Source organism: Cellulosimicrobium sp. XJ-DQ-B-000 (assembly GCF_031119065.1).
Taxonomy (GTDB): Bacteria; Actinomycetota; Actinomycetes; order Actinomycetales; family Cellulomonadaceae; genus Cellulosimicrobium; species Cellulosimicrobium funkei.
This window is the reverse complement of record NZ_JAVHYN010000007.1, coordinates 1-19,805: the sequence shown is the minus strand read 5'-3', so window position 1 is coordinate 19,805 and position 19,805 is coordinate 1. Positions and strand designations below refer to the sequence as shown.

The window sequence follows — 19,805 nt, the reverse complement described above, 5'->3', positions numbered from 1 at the left end:
CCGCAGCCGGAGGAGGTGAACGGCCCCCGGTCGGCCGACCTCGTGACCGGTGCCGGGTCGCCCCGCACGCTCGAGGTCGTCGAGGTCCGCGAGGGCATGTTCGGCGTCCACGGCTCGGGCGACACGTCCGGCTACGGCGGCCTGGTGCAGCCCGTCGCGATGCCGGGCGCGAGCGCCCGTCCGTACGGCGGCTGGTTCGACGAGGTCGTGGACGTCCTCGCGGAGGTGCTCGAGACGTCCGGCGTCGGGTTCGACGCCGCGGTCGAGCGCGTCGTCGTCGACCCGCCCGGCGCGCACGCCGAGCTGACGCTGCACGTGCACCGCGACCACCTCGTCGAGGTGTGCCGGGCGCTGCGCGACGACCAGGACCTGCGCTTCGAGCTGAGCCTCGGCGTGAGCGGCGTGCACTTCCCGCACGACGTCGGCCGCGAGCTGCACGCCGTCTACCACCTGACCTCGATCACCCACGGCCGGCGGCTGCGGCTCGAGGTGTCGGTGCCCGACGCGGACCCGCACGTGCCGACCACGACGTCCGTCTACCCCACGAACGACTGGCACGAGCGCGAGACGTGGGACTTCTTCGGCATCGTCTTCGACGGCCACCCGTCGCTCGCGCGCATCGAGATGCCCGACGACTGGCCGGGCCACCCGCAGCGCAAGGACTACCCGCTCGGCGGGATCCCCGTCGAGTACAAGGGCGCGACCGTGCCCCCGCCCGACACGAGGAGGTCGTACTCGTGAGCACGCACACCACCGGCGCCCCCGGCGGCGCCCCGCACGCCACCCGTCCGCCCGTCGGCGACTTCGACCCCGGCGTCCCGAGCTTCGAGGCGTCCGGCGGCGACTGGGCCGAGATCGCGGAGAGCGCCGTCGCGGCCGCCGCGCTCGGCGAGGAGCGCATCGTCGTCAACATGGGTCCGCAGCACCCGTCGACGCACGGCGTGCTGCGCCTCATGCTCGAGATCGACGGCGAGACGGTCACCGAGGCGCGCTGCGGCATCGGCTACCTGCACACGGGCATCGAGAAGAACATGGAGTTCCGGACGTGGACGCAGGGCGTCACGTTCTGCACCCGCATGGACTACCTCGCGCCGCTGTTCCAGGAGACGGCGTACTGCCTCGCGGTCGAGAAGCTCCTCGGCATCACGGACGACGTGCCCGAACGGGCGAGCGTCATCCGCGTGCTGATGATGGAGCTCAACCGCATCGCGTCCCACCTCGTGTGCCTCGGCACGGGCGGCAACGAGATGGGCGCGACGACCGTCATGACCATCGCGTTCACCGCGCGCGAGGAGATCCTGCGGATCTTCGAGGCGGTCACGGGGCTGCGCATGAACCACGCGTACGTCCGCCCGGGCGGCGTCGCGCAGGACGTGCCGCCGGACCTCGTCGAGCAGGTGCGCCGGGCGGACCCGCTCGTGCGCCGCTACCTCGGCCAGCTCGGCGACCTCATGCTCGCCAACCCCATCTTCAAGGGGCGCCTCGTCGGGGTCGGGCACCTCAACCTCGCGGGCTGCATGGCGCTCGGCGTCACCGGCCCGGTGCTGCGCTCGACGGGCCACCCGTACGACGTGCGCAAGGCCGACCCGTACTGCGGCTACGAGACGTACGACTTCGACGTCCCGACCGCGACGGGCGCCGACTGCTACGACCGCGTCGTGCTGCGGCTCGAGGAGTGCTACCAGTCGCTGCACATCGTCGCGCAGTGCCTGGACCGCCTCGAGGCGACGGCGGGGCAGCCCGTCATGGTCGGCGACCGCAAGATCGCGTGGCCCGCGCAGCTCGCGATCGGGAGCGACGGCCAGGGCAACTCGCTCGAGCACATCAAGGAGATCATGGGCTCCTCGATGGAGGCCCTGATCCACCACTTCAAGCTCGTCACCGAGGGCTTCCGGGTCCCCGTGGGGCAGGCGTGGCAGACCGTGGAGCACCCGCGCGGCGAGCTCGGGGTGCATCTCGTGTCCGACGGCGGCACCCGCCCCTACCGGGCGCACTTCCGCGACCCGTCGTTCAACAACCTCCAGGCCGTGGCGGCGATGTGCGAGGGCGGCCAGGTGGCCGACGTCGTGGTCGCGGTCGCGTCCCTGGACCCCGTGCTGGGAGGGGTGGACCGATGACCATCGACGCCGGACCTGCGACGGACGGGACGCCCGCCGGGCGCTCCCGCCCCGGGTACGACGCGGAGACGACGGCGCGGCTCGCCGCCGACGCCGCGCAGATCGTCGCGCGCTACCCCGAGTCCCGCTCCGCGCTGCTGCCGATGCTGCACCTCGTGCAGTCCGAGGACGGCTACGTGTCGCGCGACGGCATCCTGTTCTGCGCGGAGCAGCTCGGGCTCACCGCGGCGGAGGTCTCCGCCGTCGCGACGTTCTACACGCAGTACAAGCGCCACCCCAACGGCACCTACACCGTGGGCGTCTGCACGAACACGCTCTGCGCGATCATGGGCGGCGACGCGATCTTCGACGAGCTGTCGGACCACCTCGGCGTCGGGCACGACGAGACCACCGAGGACGGCGCGATCACGCTCGAGCGCGTGGAGTGCAACGCGGCCTGCGACTACGCGCCCGTGATGATGGTCAACTGGGAGTTCTTCGACAACCAGACCCCCGGCAGCGCGACGGACGTCGTGGACCGGCTCCGCGCCGGCGAGCCCGTCGCCCCGACGCGCGGCGCGGCGAGCGTGTGCACGTTCAAGCAGATGAGCCGCGTGCTCGCCGGCTTCCCCGACGGCCGCGCCGACGAGGGCGTCGGCGCGGGCGAGCCCACCCTCGCCGGCCTGCGGCTCGCGCGCGAGCACGGCTGGACCGCCCCGACCGCTGAGACGGACGGCGAGGCGGCCCCGGACGGCGGCGCCCCCGCCGGCGGTGCGCCCGACGCCGGCGAGGCGCAGTCGAGCGCCGAGCGGAAGCCGACGACCGACGCCGACGTCGACCCCGGCGGCAAGGCCGAGTCGCCCGGCACGAAGCCCGACCCGTCGAAGGGAGCGGACGCATGAGCGAGCAGCAGAGCACCGAGACCCGCCCGGCGCCGGACCCGCTGACCCCGGTCCTGTCGGACACGTGGGACGCGGACCGGTCCTGGACGCTCGCGTCCTACCTGGACCGCGGCGGCTACGCGGGCCTGCGCGCCGCGCTCGGGCAGGACCCGGGCGACGTCGTCGCGACGGTCAAGGCGTCCGGCCTGCGCGGCCGTGGCGGCGCCGGGTTCCCCACGGGCATGAAGTGGGGCTTCCTGCCCGCGCCCGACGGCGGCCCGCGCTACCTCGTCGTCAACGCGGACGAGTCCGAGCCGGGCACGTGCAAGGACATCCCGCTCATGCTCGCGAGCCCGCAGGCGCTCGTCGAGGGCGTCGCGATCACGTCGTACGCGATCGGGTGCCGGCACGCCTTCATCTACGTGCGCGGCGAGGTGCTGCACGTGTACCGCCGCCTGCTGCGCGCGGTCGAGGAGGCGTACGAGGCGGGCTACCTCGGCAAGGACGTGCTCGGGTCGGGCTTCGACCTCGACGTCACCGTCCACGCCGGGGCCGGCGCGTACATCTGCGGCGAGGAGACGGCGCTGCTCGACTCGCTCGAGGGCCGCCGCGGGCAGCCGCGGCTCAAGCCGCCGTTCCCCGCGGTCGCGGGCCTGTACGCGCGCCCGACGGTCGTCAACAACGTCGAGTCGATCGCGAGCGTGCCGTCGATCGTCGCGCGCGGCGCGGACTGGTTCACCTCGATGGGCACGGAGCGCTCGGCCGGCGTCGGCCTGTTCTCGCTCTCCGGGCACGTGACGCGGCCGGGGCAGTACGAGGCCCCGCTCGGCACGACGCTGCGCGAGCTGCTCGACCTCGCGGGCGGGATGCGCGGGGGCAAGGCGCTGAAGTTCTGGACGCCGGGCGGCTCGTCGACGCCGCTGTTCACCGACGCGCACCTCGACACCCCGCTCGACTACGAGTCGGTCGCCGCGGCGGGCTCGATGCTCGGCACGCGCGCGCTCCAGCTCTTCGACGAGACGACGTGCGTCGTGCGGGCCGTGAGCCGGTGGACCGACTTCTACGCGCACGAGTCGTGCGGCAAGTGCACGCCGTGCCGCGAGGGCACGTACTGGATGAAGCAGGTCCTGGCGCGCATCGAGGCGGGCCAGGGCACGGAGGCCGACCTCGACCTGCTCCTCGACACGTGCGACAACATCCTGGGCCGCGCGTTCTGCGCGCTCGGCGACGGCGCCACGTCGCCCGTCACGAGCAGCATCGCGCTGTTCCGCGACGAGTACGAGGCGCACATCACGGAGCACCGCTGCCCGTTCGACCCGGCGGCCTCGGCGCTCTTCGACTACACGCCCCGCCCGGCCCGCGTCCTGACGGCAGGAGTGCACTGATGACGACCACGACCCCCGCCCCGGGCACCGGCTCCTCGGCCGTCGCGCCCTCGGGCGGCGCGGCCAAGCCCCCGGCCCCCGCGGACCAGGTGACGTTCACGATCGACGACATCGAGATGTCGGTGCCCAAGGGCACGCTCGTGATCCGCGCGGCCGAGCAGATCGGGATCCAGATCCCGCGGTTCTGCGACCACCCGCTGCTCGAGCCCGCCGGGGCGTGCCGCCAGTGCCTCGTCGAGGTCGCGGCGCCCGACCGCGAGGGCAACGTGCGGCCCATGCCGAAGCCGCAGGCGTCGTGCACGCTCGAGGCGACGCCGGGCATGGTGGTGAAGACCCAGCGCACGAGCCCGGTCGCCGACAAGGCGCAGCACGGGATCATGGAGCTGCTGCTCATCAACCACCCGCTCGACTGCCCGGTGTGCGACAAGGGCGGCGAGTGCCCCCTGCAGAACCAGGCGATGAGCAACGGGCGCGCGACCAGCCGGTTCGTCGACGTCAAGCGCACGTTCCCCAAGCCGATCGCCGTCTCGACGACGATCCTGCTCGACCGCGAGCGCTGCGTCCTGTGCCAGCGGTGCACGCGCTTCTCCCAGGAGATCGCGGGAGACGCGTTCATCGACCTGCAGAAGCGCGGCGCAGCGCAGCAGATCGGCCGGTTCGACGAGGCCGTGCTCGACTTCGCGCCGCCCGCGGGCGAGGCGCCGGGCGACCGCCCGGTGGGTCTGGCCCTGGAGGACGAGGCGGGCCTCCCGTTCGCGTCGTACTTCTCCGGCAACACCGTGCAGATCTGCCCGGTCGGCGCGCTCACGGGGGCGGCCTACCGCTTCCGGTCGCGCCCGTTCGACCTGGTCTCGACGCCGTCGGTCGCCGAGCACGACTCGTCCGGGTCGGCGATCCGCGTCGACCACCGCCGGGGTGTCGTGCTGCGCCGCCTCGCGGGCCAGGACCCGCTGGTCAACGAGGAGTGGATCACCGACCGGGACCGCTTCGCCTTCACGTGGCAGTCCGCGCCGGACCGCCTCACGCACCCGCTCGTGCGCGACCGCGAGGTCGCGCCCGACGGCACGGTCACGCGCGGCGAGCTGCGCCCGGCCTCGTGGGCCGAGGCGCTCGAGGTCGCGGCCGACGCCCTGACCCGGGCCCGCGACGCGGGCGGGGTCGGCGTCCTGCCGGGCGGGCGGCTCACGGTCGAGGACGCCTACGCGTACGCCAAGCTCGCGCGCACGTGGCTGCGCACGAACGACGTCGACCACCGGGCCCGCGCGCACAGCGCGGAGGAGGCGGACTTCCTCGCGCACGCCGTGGCCGGCACGGGTCTCGGCGTGACCTTCCCCGACCTCGAGAAGGCCCCCGCGGTCCTGCTCGTCGGCCTCGAGGCCGAGGAGGAGGCGGGCGTCGCGTTCCTGCGCCTGCGCAAGGGCGCGCTGCGGCACCGGGTCCGCGTGTTCTCCGTGGCGCCGTTCGCGTCGCGCGGCGTGCAGCGCATGCACGGCACGCTGCTCCCCGCCGCCCCGGGCACCGAGGCCGAGTGGCTTGACGGCATCGCCGCGGGCGACCGGGTCCGCACGCTCGACGAGGCGAGCGGCACCGACGACGTCCTCGCCGACGCGAGCGACGCGCTCCGCCAGCCGGGGGCGGTCGTCCTCGTGGGCGAGCGGCTCGCCGCGACGCCCGGCGGGTACAGCGCGCTGCTGCGCGCGGTCGCCGCGACCGGCGCACGCCTCGCCTGGGTGCCGCGCCGAGCGGGCGAGCGGGGCGGCGTCGAGGCGGGCACGCTGCCCAACCTCCTGCCGGGCGGACGCCCGGTCGCCGACGCCGCGGCCCGCGTGGACGTCGCGACCGTGTGGGGCGCGGCGACGACCGAGGACCACCCCGCGGGGCTGCCCACGGCCCCGGGCCGCGACCTGGGGGAGATGCTCGACGCGCTCTCGGTCGGCCAGCTCGCGGGCGTCCTCGTGGGCGGGCTCGAGCTCGACGACCTGCCCGACCCGGCGCACGCGCGCCGCGCGCTCGAGGCGGCGGACGTCGTCGTCTCGCTCGAGGTGCGGCGCTCGGCGGTGACGGAGTACGCCGACGTCGTGCTCCCGGTCGCGCCGCCCGTGGAGCGGGCCGGGGCGTTCGTCAGCTGGGAGGGGCGCGTGCGCCCGTTCCCGGCCGCGCTCGCCTCGACCGCGATGCCCGACCACCGCGTGCTCGACGCGCTCGCGGACGCCGCCGGCACCCCGCTCGGCCTGCCGACGCTCGAGGCCGTGCGCGCCGAGCTCGAGCAGCTCGTGGGCGACGGCGCCTGGGACGGCGCGCGCGCCGCGGCGCCCACGGTCGACGCGACCGAGCCGCCCGCCGTCGCGCCGGGGACCGCGGTCCTCGCGAGCTGGCGCCTCCTGCTCGACGACGCGCGCGGCCAGGACGGCGAGCGGTACCTCGCCGGCACGGCCAAGCGCCCCGTGGCCCGCCTGTCGGCGGCCACGGCCGCCGCGGTCGACGTGTTCGACGGCGAGCTCGTGCGGGTCGTCACCGACCGGGGCGCGGTCACGCTCCCCGTGGTGGTGACCGACATGGTCGACCACGTGGTGTGGCTGCCGCTGCGCTCGCCGGGGTCGTCCGTGCACGCCACGCTCGGCGCGGTGCCGGGCGACCTCGTCCGGCTCGAGCCGGGGACCACCGACGGAGGGGAGGGCGCATGAGCGGCCTGCACGCGCTCCACGCGCTGGCCACCGAGACGCCGGCGGTGCCCGGCATCACGGCGAACTTCTCGCAGGACAACGGCTGGACGTACCTCGTCAAGGCCGTCCTCATCCTCGTCTTCCTGCTGACGAGCGTGCTCTTCGCGATCTGGTTCGAGCGCAAGGTCGTCGCCCGCATGCAGGTGCGGCCCGGCCCGAACTGGCACGGCCCGTTCGGCCTGCTGCAGTCGCTCGCCGACGCGATGAAGCTCCTGCTCAAGGAGGACATCACCGTCAAGGCGGCCGACAAGTTCGTCTACCTGCTCGCGCCGATGATCTCCGTGTTCTGCGCGCTCCTCGTGTTCGCGGTGATCCCGTTCGGGCCCGAGGTGCAGATCCCGTTCACGGACTACGTGACGCCCGCCCAGCTCACGGACTTCCCGGTCGCGACGCTCTACATCCTCGCGTGCGCGTCGCTCGGCGTGTACGGGATCGTGCTCGGCGGCTGGTCGTCCGGCTCGACGTACCCGCTGCTCGGGTCGGTCCGCTCGACGGCCCAGGTCATCAGCTACGAGCTCGCGATGGGCCTCTCGCTCGTCTCCGTCTTCCTCATGGCGGGGTCGATGTCGACCTCGCGCATCGTCGACTCGCAGACGCAGCTGTGGTGGTTCCTCCCGCTCCTGCCGGCGTTCGTCATCTACGTGATCTCCATGGTCGGCGAGACGAACCGCCTCCCGTTCGACCTCCCCGAGGCCGAGGGCGAGCTGGTGTCGGGGTACATGACCGAGTACTCGTCGATGAAGTTCGCGTGGTTCTTCCTCGCGGAGTACATCAACATGCTCAACGTCTCCGCGGTCGCGACGACGCTGTTCCTCGGCGGGTGGCGGGCCCCGTGGCCGCTCTCGGCGATCAACGACGGGATGTTCAACGAGGGCTGGTGGCCCATCCTCTGGTTCCTCGTCAAGGTCTGGGCCGTCATGTTCTTCTTCGTGTGGGTGCGCGGCACGCTGCTGCGCCTGCGCTACGACCAGTTCATGCGCTTCGGCTGGAAGGTCCTCATCCCCTTCGCGCTCGCGTGGCTCGTGCTGCTCGCCGTCGCCCAGGCCGTGCGCCAGTTCCTCGACGTGGACCTGCGCGTGTTCATCGGGATCGCGGTCGCGATAGCGCTCGTCGTCGTGGTCGTCGTCTGGTTCTGGCCCGAGAAGAAGGCGCCACCCGGCGCCGCTCCGCGCGCCGCGGGCACCGCGCCCGAGCCGTTCGACGCGTTCGCCGGCGGCTTCCCCGTCCCGCCGCTGCCCGGCCAGTCGCTCCCGCCCTCGCCGCGCCGTCGGGCCCTCGTGCCCGACGACGCGGGCGCGGCCAGGACGTCCGCACCGGGTGCCGGTGCTCCCCGCGACACACCGCACGACAAGGAGGTCGACCGTGGCTGACGACCAGAAGCCGGACCGGCCGGGCGAGTACGAGGTCCGCCGCCCGCAGGCGAAGGGCTTTCGCGAGCTCGTCGCGCCCGTCGCCGGGTTCGGCGTGACCTTCTCCTCGATGTTCCGGCCGACCGTGACGGAGCAGTACCCGCGCCAGAAGGTGCCGCCCAAGCCGCGCTACCACGGCCGGCACCAGCTCAACCGGTACCCCGACGGGCTCGAGAAGTGCATCGGGTGCGAGCTGTGCGCGTGGGCGTGCCCCGCGGACGCGATCTACGTCGAGGGCGCGGACAACGCCGACCTGCCCGACGGCGGCCACATGTCGCCCGGCGAGCGGTACGGCCGCGTCTACCAGATCAACTACCTGCGCTGCATCTTCTGCGGGCTGTGCATCGAGGCGTGCCCGACGCGCGCGCTGACGATGACCAACGAGTACGAGCTCGCCGGGCCGACGCGCGAGGGCATGATCTGGGAGAAGCAGGACCTGCTCGCGCCGCTGCGCGAGGGCATGCTCGCCGCGCCGCACCCGATGGTGCCCGGGACGTCGGACACCGAGTACTACCGCGGAGAGGTGAGCGGCCCGGTGGCCGAGCAGGTGGAGTGGGTGCGCGAGCACCGGCCGGACGACCCGACGCTCCCGCCGGAGCCGGCGGGCCGCGAGCCGGAGGTCCGGCGGGTCACGCAGCCGTCCGGCCGGTCCGCCCGTCCGTCGGCCCGGAAGGGCGCGCGGTGATCGGGGGCGGCGGCGAGGCGGTCCTCTTCTGGGTCCTCGCCCCCCTCATGGTGCTCGCGGCGCTCTCGCTGCTCTTCGCGCGCAAGGCGGTGCACGCCGCCATCGCGGTCATGTTCGTCATGGTCGACCTCGCGATCCTCTACATCGCGCAGGAGGCGCCGTTCCTCGGCGTCGTCCAGGTGGTCGTCTACACGGGCGCCGTGATGATGCTGTTCCTCTTCGTGCTCATGCTCGTCGGCGTCGACGCGTCGGACTCGCTCGTCGAGACGATCCGCGGCCAGCGCTGGATCGGCGTGCTGCTCGGGCTCGGGCTCGGGGCCGTGCTCGTCGGCGTCGTCTCGCAGGCGGCGTTCCCGCCCGCGGTCGGTCTCGAGGCCGCGAACGCGGTGACGAACCCGACGGCGCTCGCGCGCGTGCTCTTCGCGGACTACGTGTTCGCGATGGAGGTCGTGGGCGTCCTGCTCATCACCGCCGCGGTCTCGGCGCTCGTGCTCACGCACCGGCGCCGCCTCACCCCGAAGGTCGGCCAGCGCGAGCAGGCGGACGCGAAGGTCGCGGCCCTGCCCTCGGGCGGCCGGCTCACGCCGCTCGCCGCGCCCGGCGTCTACGCGCAGAACAACGCGATGGACACGCCGGCCCTCGACCCGCAGGGGCGGCCCATCGAGGAGTCGGTGTCCCGCATCCTGCGGATCCGTGGCCAGGAGCGCTCGGCCGGCACGATCCTCGAGGCGGAGCGCGACGTGCTCGTCGAGCACGAGCCGCACCGCGCCCTGCCCGCGCTGCGGGCCCAGGACGCGAACGAGCGCGTGGTGCAGGCCGCGACGGCCGAGCAGCCCGAGGGCGAGCCGCCCGCCGGCGACGTCGGGGGTCCCGACGACCCGGGCCGGTCCCGCGTGCCCGGCGCGACCCCGGGAGGAGAGGACTGATGGAGCTCACCCACTACCTCGTGCTGGCCGCGATCCTCTTCGCGATCGGCGCGGCGACGGTCCTGCTGCGCCGCAACGCGATCATCGTGTTCATGGGCATCGAGCTCATGCTCAACGCGACCAACCTCGCGTTCGTCACGTTCGCCCGCATCCACGGCGACGTGACCGGCCAGGTCCTCGCGTTCTTCGTCATGGTGGTCGCGGCGGCGGAGGTCGTCGTCGGCCTCGCGATCATCGTGTCCATCTTCCGCACCCGTCGGTCCGCCTCGGTCGACGACGTCAACCTGCTCAAGAGCTGAGGGGCCGGCACCGATGACGATGCTCCTTCCCGCCCTGCCGTCGGCGGGCGGACTGCTGACCGCGACCGACGTCGTGCCCGCGACCGAGACGGTCCCGGGCGCGTTCCTCGCCGCACCGCTGCTCGTGCTGCTCCCGCTCGTCGGAGCGGCGGTCCTGCTGCTCGCGGGCCGCCGCAGCGACCGCTGGGGCGCCTGGTTCGGCGTGCTCATGTCCGCCGCGGCGTTCGTCGTGGGCCTGGTCCTCTTCGTGTCGATGCTCGGCCTCCCGGTCGACGAGCGCGTCGTGGACTACCGGCTGTTCGACTGGATCGCGTCCGGCGGGCTCGACCTCGCCGTCGGGCTGCGGATCGACCCGCTGTCCCTGACCTTCGTGCTCCTCGTGACGTTCGTCGGGACGCTCATCCACGTCTACGCGGTCGCCTACATGGCGCACGACCGCGACCGGCGCCGGTTCTTCGCGTACCTCAACCTGTTCATCGCGGCGATGCTCGTCCTCGTCCTCGCCGACTCGTTCCTCCTGCTGTTCGTCGGCTGGGAGGGCGTGGGCCTCGCGTCGTACCTGCTCATCGGGTTCTGGAACCACAACCGGGCGTACGCGGTCGCGGCGAAGAAGGCGTTCGTCATGAACCGCGTGGGCGACATCGGCCTCATCGTCGCGATGATGCTCATGTTCGCGACGTTCGGCGCGCTCGACTTCAGCACGGTGTTCGCCCGCGTGCCGGAGGCCTCGACCGCGCTGCTCACGGCGACGGGCCTCGCGCTCCTGCTCGCGGCCTGCGGCAAGTCGGCGCAGTTCCCGCTCCAGGCGTGGCTCGGGGACGCGATGGCCGGCCCGACGCCGGTCTCCGCGCTCATCCACGCCGCGACCATGGTCACGGCGGGCGTCTACCTCGTCGTGCGGTCCGCGCCGATCTTCGAGGGCGCGCCGACGGCGCAGCTCGTCGTGGTGGTCGTGGGTGCGGTGACGCTGCTCTTCGGGGCGATCGTCGGCTGCGCGAAGGACGACATCAAGAAGGCGCTCGCCGCGTCGACCATGTCGCAGATCGGCTACATGATCCTCGCCGCCGGGCTCGGCCCGATCGGCTACGCGTTCGCGATCTTCCACCTCGTGACGCACGGCTTCTTCAAGGCCGGGATGTTCCTCGGCGCGGGGTCCGTCATGCACGGCATGGACGACCAGGTCGACATGCGCCGGTTCGGCGGCCTCGCGCGGTACATGAAGGTCACGTGGATCACCTTCATGATGGGCTGGCTCGCGATCCTCGGGATCCCGCCGTTCTCCGGCTTCTGGAGCAAGGACAAGATCATCGAGGCCGCGTTCGTCCCCGTCGACGGCGAGCCGTGGCGGGCGTGGGTCTTCGGCGGCGTGGCGCTGCTCGGCGCGGGGATCACGGCGTTCTACATGTCGCGCCTGTTCTTCATGACGTTCTCCGGTCGCCGCCGCTGGAACGACGGCAGCGGCTCCGTGGACGGCCTCGGCCCGCAGGACGGTCCCGTCCAGCACCCGCACGAGTCCCCGCGCCTCATGACGTGGCCGATGATCGTCCTCGCCGTCGGGTCGGTGGCCCTGGGCGGCATCCTCGCCGCGGGCTCGCGCTTCGTCACGTGGCTCGAGCCCGTCACGGGGCACGCCGAGCACCACGAGCCCGTGCTGCCCGTCTGGTCGCTCATCGCGCTGACGCTCCTGCTCGTCCTCGCGGGCGCGGCCCTCGCGTGGCGCCAGTACGCGATGTCGAGCGTCCCGGTCCGCGCCCCGCGCGGCTCCGTGCTCACGCGCGCGGCCCGCCGCGACCTGTACCAGGACGACGTCAACGAGACGGTGTTCATGCGTCCCGGCCAGTACCTCACGCGCTCGCTCGTCTATGCCGACAAGGAGATGGTCGACGGCGGCTGGATGGGCCTGGCGGGCCTCGTCGGCAAGGTGGGGGAGTGGCTCCGCGGGTGGCAGAACGGCTACGTGCGCTCGTACGGCGCGACGATGCTCGGCGGCCTCGTGGTCGTCGTCGCCGTCGTCCTCGCCCTGACCACCGGCTCCGCGAGCTGAGAGGGAGACACCCATGACCACCTCCGTCCCCTGGTTGTCCCTGCTCATCGCCTGGCCCCTGGTGGGTGCCGCGGCGGTGTGGTTCACGGCCGCGGCCCGCACACGCGGCGTCGGCGCGGGCGCGCTGCGTGCCGTGCGCGGCATCGCGCTCGGCGCGGCGCTCGTCGAGCTCGGCCTGCTCGTGGGCGCGTTCACGGCGTTCGACACGTCCGCGGCCGGCACCCACCAGCTCGCCGAGACGTACCGCTGGATCCCGCAGATCGGGGCGAGCTACGCGGTCGGCGCCGACGGCGTCGCGCTCGCGCTCGTCGCGCTGTCGGTGCTGCTGGTCCCGCTCGTCGTGCTCGCCGCGTGGAAGGAGCAGGACGGCGACGTCCGCCGCCTGCGCCACTACCTCGCGCTCGTGCTGCTCCTCGAGGCGTTCATGGTCGCGGTGTTCGTCGCGCGCGACGTGTTCCTCTTCTACGTGCTGTTCGAGGCCATGCTCATCCCGGTCTACTTCATGATCGGCGGGTTCGGCGTCGGGGCGCGGCGGCGCTACGCCGCGGTGAAGTTCCTGCTGTTCTCGCTCGCGGGCGGCCTGATCATGCTCGCGGCCGTCATCGCGCTCTACGTGCAGGTGCCGATCGACCCGGCCACGGGCGCGCGGCCCGAGGACGCGTTCCTCACGACGAACCTCGTGGGGTACTTCGCGGAGAACCCGATGCCGGTCACGATCGAGCGGCTGCTGTTCCTCGGCTTCTTCCTCGCGTTCGCCATCAAGGCGCCGCTCTTCCCCGTGCACACCTGGCTGCCCGACGCCGCGCAGCACGCGCCCGCAGGCACGTCCACGCTGCTCGTCGGCGTCCTGGACAAGGTGGGCACGTTCGGGATGCTCACGCTGTGCCTGCCGCTGTTCCCGAACGCGAGCAGGTGGGCGGCGCCCGTCGTCGTCGTGCTCGCCGTCGTGTCGATCCTGTACGGCGCGCTCATGGCGATCGGGCAGAGCGACCTCATGCGGCTCATCGCCTACACGTCGGTGTCGCACTTCGGGTTCATCGTGCTCGGCATCTTCGCGTTCACGTCGCTCAGCGTGTCCGGCTCGTCGCTCTACATGGTCAACCACGGGATCTCGACCGGGGCGCTGTTCCTCCTGGCGGGCTTCCTCGTCGCGCGGCACCCCGAGCGCTCGCAGCGCATCGCGGACTACGGCGGCCTGCAGAAGGTCGTCCCGGTGCTCGCGGGCACGTTCCTCGTGGCGGGCCTGTCCGCGCTGTCGCTGCCCGGCCTGTCGACGTTCGTCAGCGAGATCATGGTCCTCGTCGGGACGTTCGCGCGCAGCCCGTGGGCCGCGCTCGTCGCGGTGCTCGGCGTCGTGCTCGCCGCCCTCTACGTGCTGCTGACCTACCAGCGGATCTTCACGGGCGCCACGCGCGAGGGGCTCGACCGGCTCCCCGACCTGGGCGCGCGCGAGAAGTGGGTCGTCGCGCCGCTGCTCGTCGCCCTCCTCGTCCTCGGGTTCTACCCGGCGCCCGCGCTCGACCTCGTGCGCGAGCCCGCCGAGGTGACGCTCTCCGACCTCGCGGTCGCGGGCGTCGAGGACCCGCCGCGCTCCGACCCGTTCGCCGCGGGGACCGAGCAGGTCGCCTCCTCGAGCCAGGGCACGTCCGTCACTCGTAGCTCCGACGAAGGGAGCGAGTCGTGAACGACTCCTTCGTGGCCCCCACGGTCGACTGGCTGTACCTCGCCCCGGTCCTCGTCGTGCTCGGCGCCGGCGTCGTCGGCGTGCTCGTCGAGGCGTTCGTCCCGGCGCGCGTCCGGCGCACGGTGCAGGTCGTCCTGGCCCTGCTCGCGACCGCCGCGGCGCTCGCGCTCGTCGTCGTGCTGTGGCGCGACCCCGCCGTCCAGGGCACCGACGGCGCCGCCTACGGCGTGCGGGTGCTCGGCGGGTCGATGGTCATCGACCCCTTCGGGCTCGCGATCCAGGGGATCGTCGTGCTGCTCGCGTTCCTGGCGATCCTCGTGATCGCCGACCGGACGTCGACCGGCCAGGACGCGTTCGCGCCGTCCGCGGCCGCCGTCCCCGGCTCGCCGTACGAGGACCTCACGCGGCGCAAGGGGCTGGAGCAGACCGAGGTCTACCCGCTCGTGCTGTTCGCCGTCGGCGGCATGATGATCTTCCCCGCCACGGGGAACCTGCTCGTGATGTTCGTCGCGCTCGAGGTGCTCTCCCTCCCGCTGTACGTGCTGTCCGCGATGTCCCGGCGCCGCCGCCTGCTGTCGCAGGAGGCGTCGTTCAAGTACTTCCTGCTCGGCGCGTTCGCGTCCGCGCTGTTCGTGTTCGGCGTCGCCCTCGTCTACGGGTTCGCCGGCTCGGTGGACCTCGTCGAGGTGTACCGGTCGCTCGCGACGCCCGAGGGCCCGCTCGCGAGCATGCCCGGGCTGGTCGTCGTCGGTGCCCTGCTCGTCCTCGCGGGACTGCTGTTCAAGATCGGCGCCGCGCCGTTCCACTCGTGGACGCCCGACGTCTACCAGGGGGCCCCGACGCCGATCACCGGCTTCATGGCGGCGTGCACCAAGGCCGCGGCGTTCGGCGCGCTCCTGCGCGTGCTGTACGTCGTGAGCCTCGGTCTGGCGCAGTCGTCGCCGGCCACGCGCGAGGACCTGTTCGTCGCGCTGTGGATCGTCACGCTGCTCACCATGGTCGTCGGGACCGTCGTCGGTGCCGTCCAGACCGACGTCAAGCGGCTCCTCGCGTACTCGTCGATCGCCCACGCGGGGTTCATCCTCGTCGGCGTCCTGGGGTTCTCCCAGCTCTCGCTGCGGGCGACGGTGTTCTACCTCCTCGTCTACGGCCTCGCGACGGTCGGCGCCTTCGCGGTCGTCACGCTCGTCCGCGAGACGGCCCCCGTCCGGGAGCGGGTGCCCGTGACCGTCGGGGCGGGCGCCGGGGGAGCCGACGGCTCGGACGCGGCGGACAACGTCACGGACGACTCGTCCCGGGAGCCCGTCGCCGTGCTCGGCGAGGCCACCCACCTCGCCCAGTGGGCGGGTCTGGGGCGCCGCAGCCCGTGGCTCGCCGGCGTCTTCTCGCTCTTCCTGCTCTCCATGGCGGGCATCCCGCTGACCGCCGGGTTCGTGGCGAAGTTCACCGCGTTCGGCGCGGCGATCGCCGGCCCCGACGGCCAGGGCGGCGGGTCCACGTGGGTGCTCGCGGTGGTCGGTGTGCTCGCCTCGGCCGTGGCGGTGTTCTTCTACGTCCGCCTCATCGTGCTGATGTTCTTCACGGCACCGTCCGGCGGCGTGGGCGGCGGCGCGGACGGCGGCGCGGAGGCCTCCGAGGGCACCGGCGTGACCGTCGTGCGGTCGACCGGACCGACGACCGTGGCGATCGCCGCGTGCGCGATCGGGGTGCTCCTCCTCGGTGTGTTCCCCTCCCCGGTTCTCGATCTGGCGGCCGAGGCGGTTAAGTTCGTCCCGTGACCTCCGTGCCTCCCGTCCCCTCCGCGCCCGCCGGGCCCCGCGGCCCGCGCGAGCGGACCGCTCCCGTGACGACCACCGCGATCCCGATCTCGGACCCCGAGCTCGCGGCCGCCCTCACCGAGCGCCTGGCGGAGGTCGAGACCCGGCTCCGGGCCGCCGTCGCGCACGCCGACCCGCTCGCGGACTCGGCGTCGCGGCACCTCGTCAACGCCGGGGGCAAGCGCCTGCGCCCCCTGCTCACGCTGCTCGCGGCCGAGCTCGGGGACGGGACACGGCCCGAGGTCGCGGAGGCGGCCGTGGTCGTCGAGCTCACGCACCTCGCGTCGCTCTACCACGACGACGTCATGGACTCCGCGCCCGTGCGGCGCGGTGCGCCGTCCGCGCACGCGGTGTGGGGCAACTCCGTCGCGATCATGGTCGGCGACCTGCTCTTCGCGCGCGCCGCGTCGACCGTGGCGGCGCTCGGCCCGGAGGCCGTGCTCATCCAGGCGCGGACGTTCGAGCGGCTCTGCCTCGGCCAGCTCCACGAGACCACGGGGCCGGGCGAGGGCGACGACCCCGTCGAGCACTACCTGGAGGTTCTCGCGGACAAGACGGCATCGCTCCTGTCGACGTCCGCGCGGCTCGGCGCGATGTTCGCCGGCTGCCCGGCCGACGTCGTCGAGACGGTCGCGGCCTACGGCGAGCGGCTGGGGGTCGCCTTCCAGCTCGCCGACGACGTCCTGGACCTCGCGTCCTCCGGCGACGAGTCGGGCAAGACCCCGGGCACCGACCTGCGCGAGAAGGTCCCCACGATGCCGGTCCTCCTGCTGCGCGCGCGCATCGCGCAGGGGACCGCGACGGAGGACGACGCGGCGCTCGTCGAGCTGCTCGACTCCGACCTGACCGACGACGCCGCGCTCGCGGCGGCCGTCGCGGCGCTGCGCCGGCACGAGGTGCTCGCCGAGACGCGCGCCCTCGCCGTCCGGTGGGCTCGCTCCGCCGTCGACGAGCTCGACACGCTGCCCCCCGGGCCGGTGAGCGACGCGCTGCGGTCCTTCGCGGAGGCCCTGGCGGACCGCGCCGCCTGACGCGCCGAGAGGGTGAACTTTCCGGTCGCGGGTGTCGTGGGCGCGGGGGCGTCCCGGTGCCCGGGCCGGTTGCCCGGGACACCCGTCCGGCCCGGCCGGTAGCGGTACACCCGACGGCGGTCCGCGCCGGTGGGCCCGGGGCGCGCGGACCGAGAGGGGAGTTCTCCCCATGGGACGGGTGTCGGATCTCACTCGCCCTCCCGTTATCCTCGGTTGCGCGATCGGTGGGGCCGCCTGGCAAGTGCGAGATCGAGGGGGCCGGCGAAGGGGACCGGTCGCCTCCCGATCCGGCACCTCGGAGGACTTGTGGGTTTCCTGGCGCGCCTGCGTGAGCACCGCCGTACCGTCGCGTCCGTGAGCACCGTCTCGGTGTTCTCCACGGCGCTGGTGGGACTCGCGCTGTTCACCGAGGGCGAGGCCACGGCGGACGTGGACCTCAACGACTCGGGCGTGTGGGTGACGAAGACGTCCGCGGGCCTGGTGGGGCGGTTCAACTACGAGTCCCAGGCGATGGACGGCACGCTCAACGCGGGCAGCGCGTCGTTCGACGTGCAGCAGGACGCGGGCCGCGTGCTCCTCGAGGACGCGGGCACCGGGACCGCCTCGCCCGTGGACGTCGCCCACCTCAAGCTCGACGGCCAGGTGCGGCTGCCGGCCGGGGCGCAGGTCGCCTCCGGCGGCGCGACGACCGCGATCCTCGACGGCGAGGAGGGCCTGCTGTGGGTCCTGCCGTTCGACGGCGCCACCTCGTTCGACGCCGAGGAGCTCGACCCGACGGTCGAGGTCGAGGGCGACGGGGACGTCGTCGTCGCGCAGGACGGCACGGTGTTCGTCGCGGTCCCGTCGACCGGGACGCTCTGGACGGTCCGCACGACGGCGCGCGGCGCGGTCTCGGGGGAGCCCGCGTCCACCACGCTGCCCGTGGGGTCGGGTGCCGAGGTCGAGGTGACCGCGGTCGGCGACGAGCCGGTCGTACTGGACCGCTCCGCGTCGCAGCTCGTCCTGCCCGGCGGCCGCACCGTGGCGCTCGACGACGGCGCGGAGGCGCGGTTGCAGCAGCCCTCGGCGGCGTCCGACGACGTGGTGGTCGCGACGTCGCGCGGTCTCGTCACGCAGCCGCTCGCCGGCGGCGACGCGGTCCGCCGCACGGCTGAGGGCCGCCCGGCGGCGCCCGTGCAGCTCGGGTCGTGCACGTACGGGGCGTGGGCCTCGACCGGCCAGGTGGTCCGTGACTGCGAGGGCACCGACCGCGACCTGGACACCCGTCTGGAGGGGATCGACCCGCAGGCTCGCCTGGAGTACCGGGTGAACCGGCAGGTGATCGTGCTCAACGACCTGTCGGCGGGGACGTTGTGGATGGCGGCGGACGAGTACCAGAAGGTCGACGACTGGGACGTCCAGATGCCCGAGGAGGCCGAGGGCGAGGAGGCCGACGCGGAGCTGACGAACCCGGAGCAGGTGGACCAGTTCATCGCGGACCGGTCCCAGCCGAACCGGCCGCCGCAGCCGAAGGACGACGCGTTCGGGGTGCGTCCGGGGCGCACGACGATCCTGCCGGTGCTGGGCAACGACGTGGACCCGGACGGGGACGTGATGACGGCGTCGCTCGTCGGGGACTCGCCGTCGAACGCGACCGTGCAGACCATCATGGGCGGAGCCGCGCTGCAGGCCGTGGTCCCCGAGGACGCGACCGGGGAGGGCTCCTTCCGCTACGCCGTCTCCGACGGCCGTGGCGGGACCGCGGAGGCGTCGGTGTCGCTGCGCGTCTCGCCGTGGGGAGAGAACGCCCCGCCGGAGCAGACGGGCGACCCCGTGGTCCGGGTGGAGCAGGGCGGGACGGCGTCGATCAAGGTGCTGCCGTACTTCAAGGACCCGGACGGCGACGACCTGTACCTCGCGTCGGCGGCCGCGACGGTCGCGGGCGACGACGTGCGCTCGCGCCCCGACGGCACGGTCGAGCTGCGCGACGGCGGCGGCTCGACGGGCCGCAAGATCGTCGGGGTCACCGTGGCGGACGGTCAGGGCGGCGTGTTCGAGGGCAAGCTGCTGGTCGACGTGGTGCCCGGTCCGCAGCCGCCGGTCGCGGTGAGCGACCACGTGGTGGTCCCGGCGGGGCAGCCGGTGACGGTGGAGCCGTTGCGCAACGACACCGACCCGAACGGGGACGAGCTGCGCCTGGCGTCGGTCTCGGAGTCGGCCCCGGCGCAGATCACGCCGAACTACGACGCGGGCACGTTCACGTTCCTCTCGATGGAGCCGCGCTCCTACGACCTGACGTACCAGGTGACCGACGGCCCGAACGCGACCACGGGCCTGGTGCGGGTCGATGTCCTGCCGCCGTCCGCGGCCGAGGGCGCCCCGATCGTCGTCACCGACACGGCCCTGCTGCCCACCGGCGGCTCGACCCTGGTCGACGTGCTCGCCAACGACACCGACCCGGCGGGCGGCGTCCTGGTGGTCCAGTCGGTCTCGGTCCCGGCGGACGCGGGCGTCTCCGTGGCCGTCCTGGGGCACCAGATGCTCCGCGTCACGGAGCTGCGGCGGCTCGACGGCCCCGTCAGCATCGCCTACACGGTGTCGAACGGCACGGAGTCGGCCGTGGGCGAGGTGCGGGTGGTGCCGGTGCCGGCGCCGACGCGGCTGCAGCCGCCGAACGCGGTGGCGGACGAGGTGACCGTGCATGCGGGGGACGTGGTGACGGTCCCGGTGCTGAAGAACGACACGCACCCGGACGGGTTGGAGCTGTTCCTGCAGCCCGAGCTGGAGCAGGACGTGGACCCGGCGCTGGGCGAGGCGTTCGTGTCGGAGGACACGCTGCGGTTCAA

The 19,805-nt window shown here is 73.5% G+C and carries 14 protein-coding genes; all 14 read left to right on the top strand.

Features of this window, described 5'->3' with window-relative positions; genetic code table 11:
• Positions 1–15 precede the first annotated feature (15 nt).
• Positions 16–741, top strand: coding sequence for an NADH-quinone oxidoreductase subunit C (locus tag RDI86_RS11655; RefSeq protein WP_051876741.1), 726 nt, complete (start codon positions 16–18; stop codon positions 739–741).
• On the top strand, positions 738–2,117 hold the full coding sequence (locus RDI86_RS11650) for an NADH-quinone oxidoreductase subunit D (protein ID WP_021481792.1): 1,380 nt from the start codon (positions 738–740) through the stop codon (positions 2,115–2,117). The genes RDI86_RS11655 and RDI86_RS11650 overlap by 4 nt, the downstream gene beginning before the upstream one ends.
• Entirely contained in the window at positions 2,114–2,998 is an 885-nt protein-coding gene (gene nuoE, locus RDI86_RS11645) for an NADH-quinone oxidoreductase subunit NuoE (RefSeq protein WP_308821449.1), read from the top strand. The genes RDI86_RS11650 and nuoE overlap by 4 nt, the downstream gene beginning before the upstream one ends.
• A complete protein-coding gene (gene nuoF / locus RDI86_RS11640; protein ID WP_051027979.1) occupies positions 2,995–4,362 on the top strand; it encodes an NADH-quinone oxidoreductase subunit NuoF in 1,368 nt (455 codons plus the stop codon). Before nuoE ends, nuoF begins: the two co-directional genes overlap by 4 nt.
• The gene (locus RDI86_RS11635) at positions 4,362–7,046 is read left to right on the top strand and encodes an NADH-quinone oxidoreductase subunit G (RefSeq protein ID WP_168946163.1); all 2,685 of its coding nucleotides are present in this window, start codon (positions 4,362–4,364) and stop codon (positions 7,044–7,046) included. The genes nuoF and RDI86_RS11635 overlap by 1 nt, the downstream gene beginning before the upstream one ends.
• A complete protein-coding gene (gene nuoH, locus RDI86_RS11630) occupies positions 7,043–8,455 on the top strand; it encodes an NADH-quinone oxidoreductase subunit NuoH (RefSeq protein ID WP_168946164.1) in 1,413 nt (470 codons plus the stop codon). Before RDI86_RS11635 ends, nuoH begins: the two co-directional genes overlap by 4 nt.
• Positions 8,448–9,179, top strand: coding sequence for an NADH-quinone oxidoreductase subunit NuoI (gene nuoI / locus RDI86_RS11625; RefSeq protein WP_076403183.1), 732 nt, complete (start codon positions 8,448–8,450; stop codon positions 9,177–9,179). The genes nuoH and nuoI overlap by 8 nt, the downstream gene beginning before the upstream one ends.
• Before the next feature lie 47 nt (positions 9,180–9,226).
• Complete coding sequence (locus tag RDI86_RS11620; protein WP_081895801.1) at positions 9,227–10,105, top strand: NADH-quinone oxidoreductase subunit J; 879 nt, start codon at positions 9,227–9,229, stop codon at positions 10,103–10,105.
• The gene (nuoK, locus tag RDI86_RS11615) at positions 10,105–10,404 is read left to right on the top strand and encodes an NADH-quinone oxidoreductase subunit NuoK (protein ID WP_021482715.1); all 300 of its coding nucleotides are present in this window, start codon (positions 10,105–10,107) and stop codon (positions 10,402–10,404) included. Before RDI86_RS11620 ends, nuoK begins: the two co-directional genes overlap by 1 nt.
• 13 nt (positions 10,405–10,417) lie before the next feature.
• The gene (gene nuoL / locus RDI86_RS11610) at positions 10,418–12,448 is read left to right on the top strand and encodes an NADH-quinone oxidoreductase subunit L (RefSeq protein WP_083711178.1); all 2,031 of its coding nucleotides are present in this window, start codon (positions 10,418–10,420) and stop codon (positions 12,446–12,448) included.
• A gap of 13 nt (positions 12,449–12,461) precedes the next feature.
• Positions 12,462–14,132 carry an NADH-quinone oxidoreductase subunit M gene (locus RDI86_RS11605; RefSeq protein WP_168946165.1) on the top strand — a complete coding sequence of 557 codons (1,671 nt, stop codon included), beginning with the start codon at positions 12,462–12,464 and terminating at the stop codon, positions 14,130–14,132.
• Positions 14,129–15,910 carry an NADH-quinone oxidoreductase subunit NuoN gene (nuoN, locus tag RDI86_RS11600; RefSeq protein WP_308821448.1) on the top strand — a complete coding sequence of 594 codons (1,782 nt, stop codon included), beginning with the start codon at positions 14,129–14,131 and terminating at the stop codon, positions 15,908–15,910. Before RDI86_RS11605 ends, nuoN begins: the two co-directional genes overlap by 4 nt.
• Positions 15,911–15,975: 65 nt before the next feature.
• Positions 15,976–16,980, top strand: coding sequence for a polyprenyl synthetase family protein (locus RDI86_RS11595; protein ID WP_034652106.1), 1,005 nt, complete (start codon positions 15,976–15,978; stop codon positions 16,978–16,980).
• Between the two features lie 354 nt (positions 16,981–17,334).
• Positions 17,335–19,805, top strand: a 2,471-nt coding sequence (locus RDI86_RS11590) for an Ig-like domain-containing protein (RefSeq protein WP_308821447.1), incomplete at its 3' end; no start/stop codon positions are given.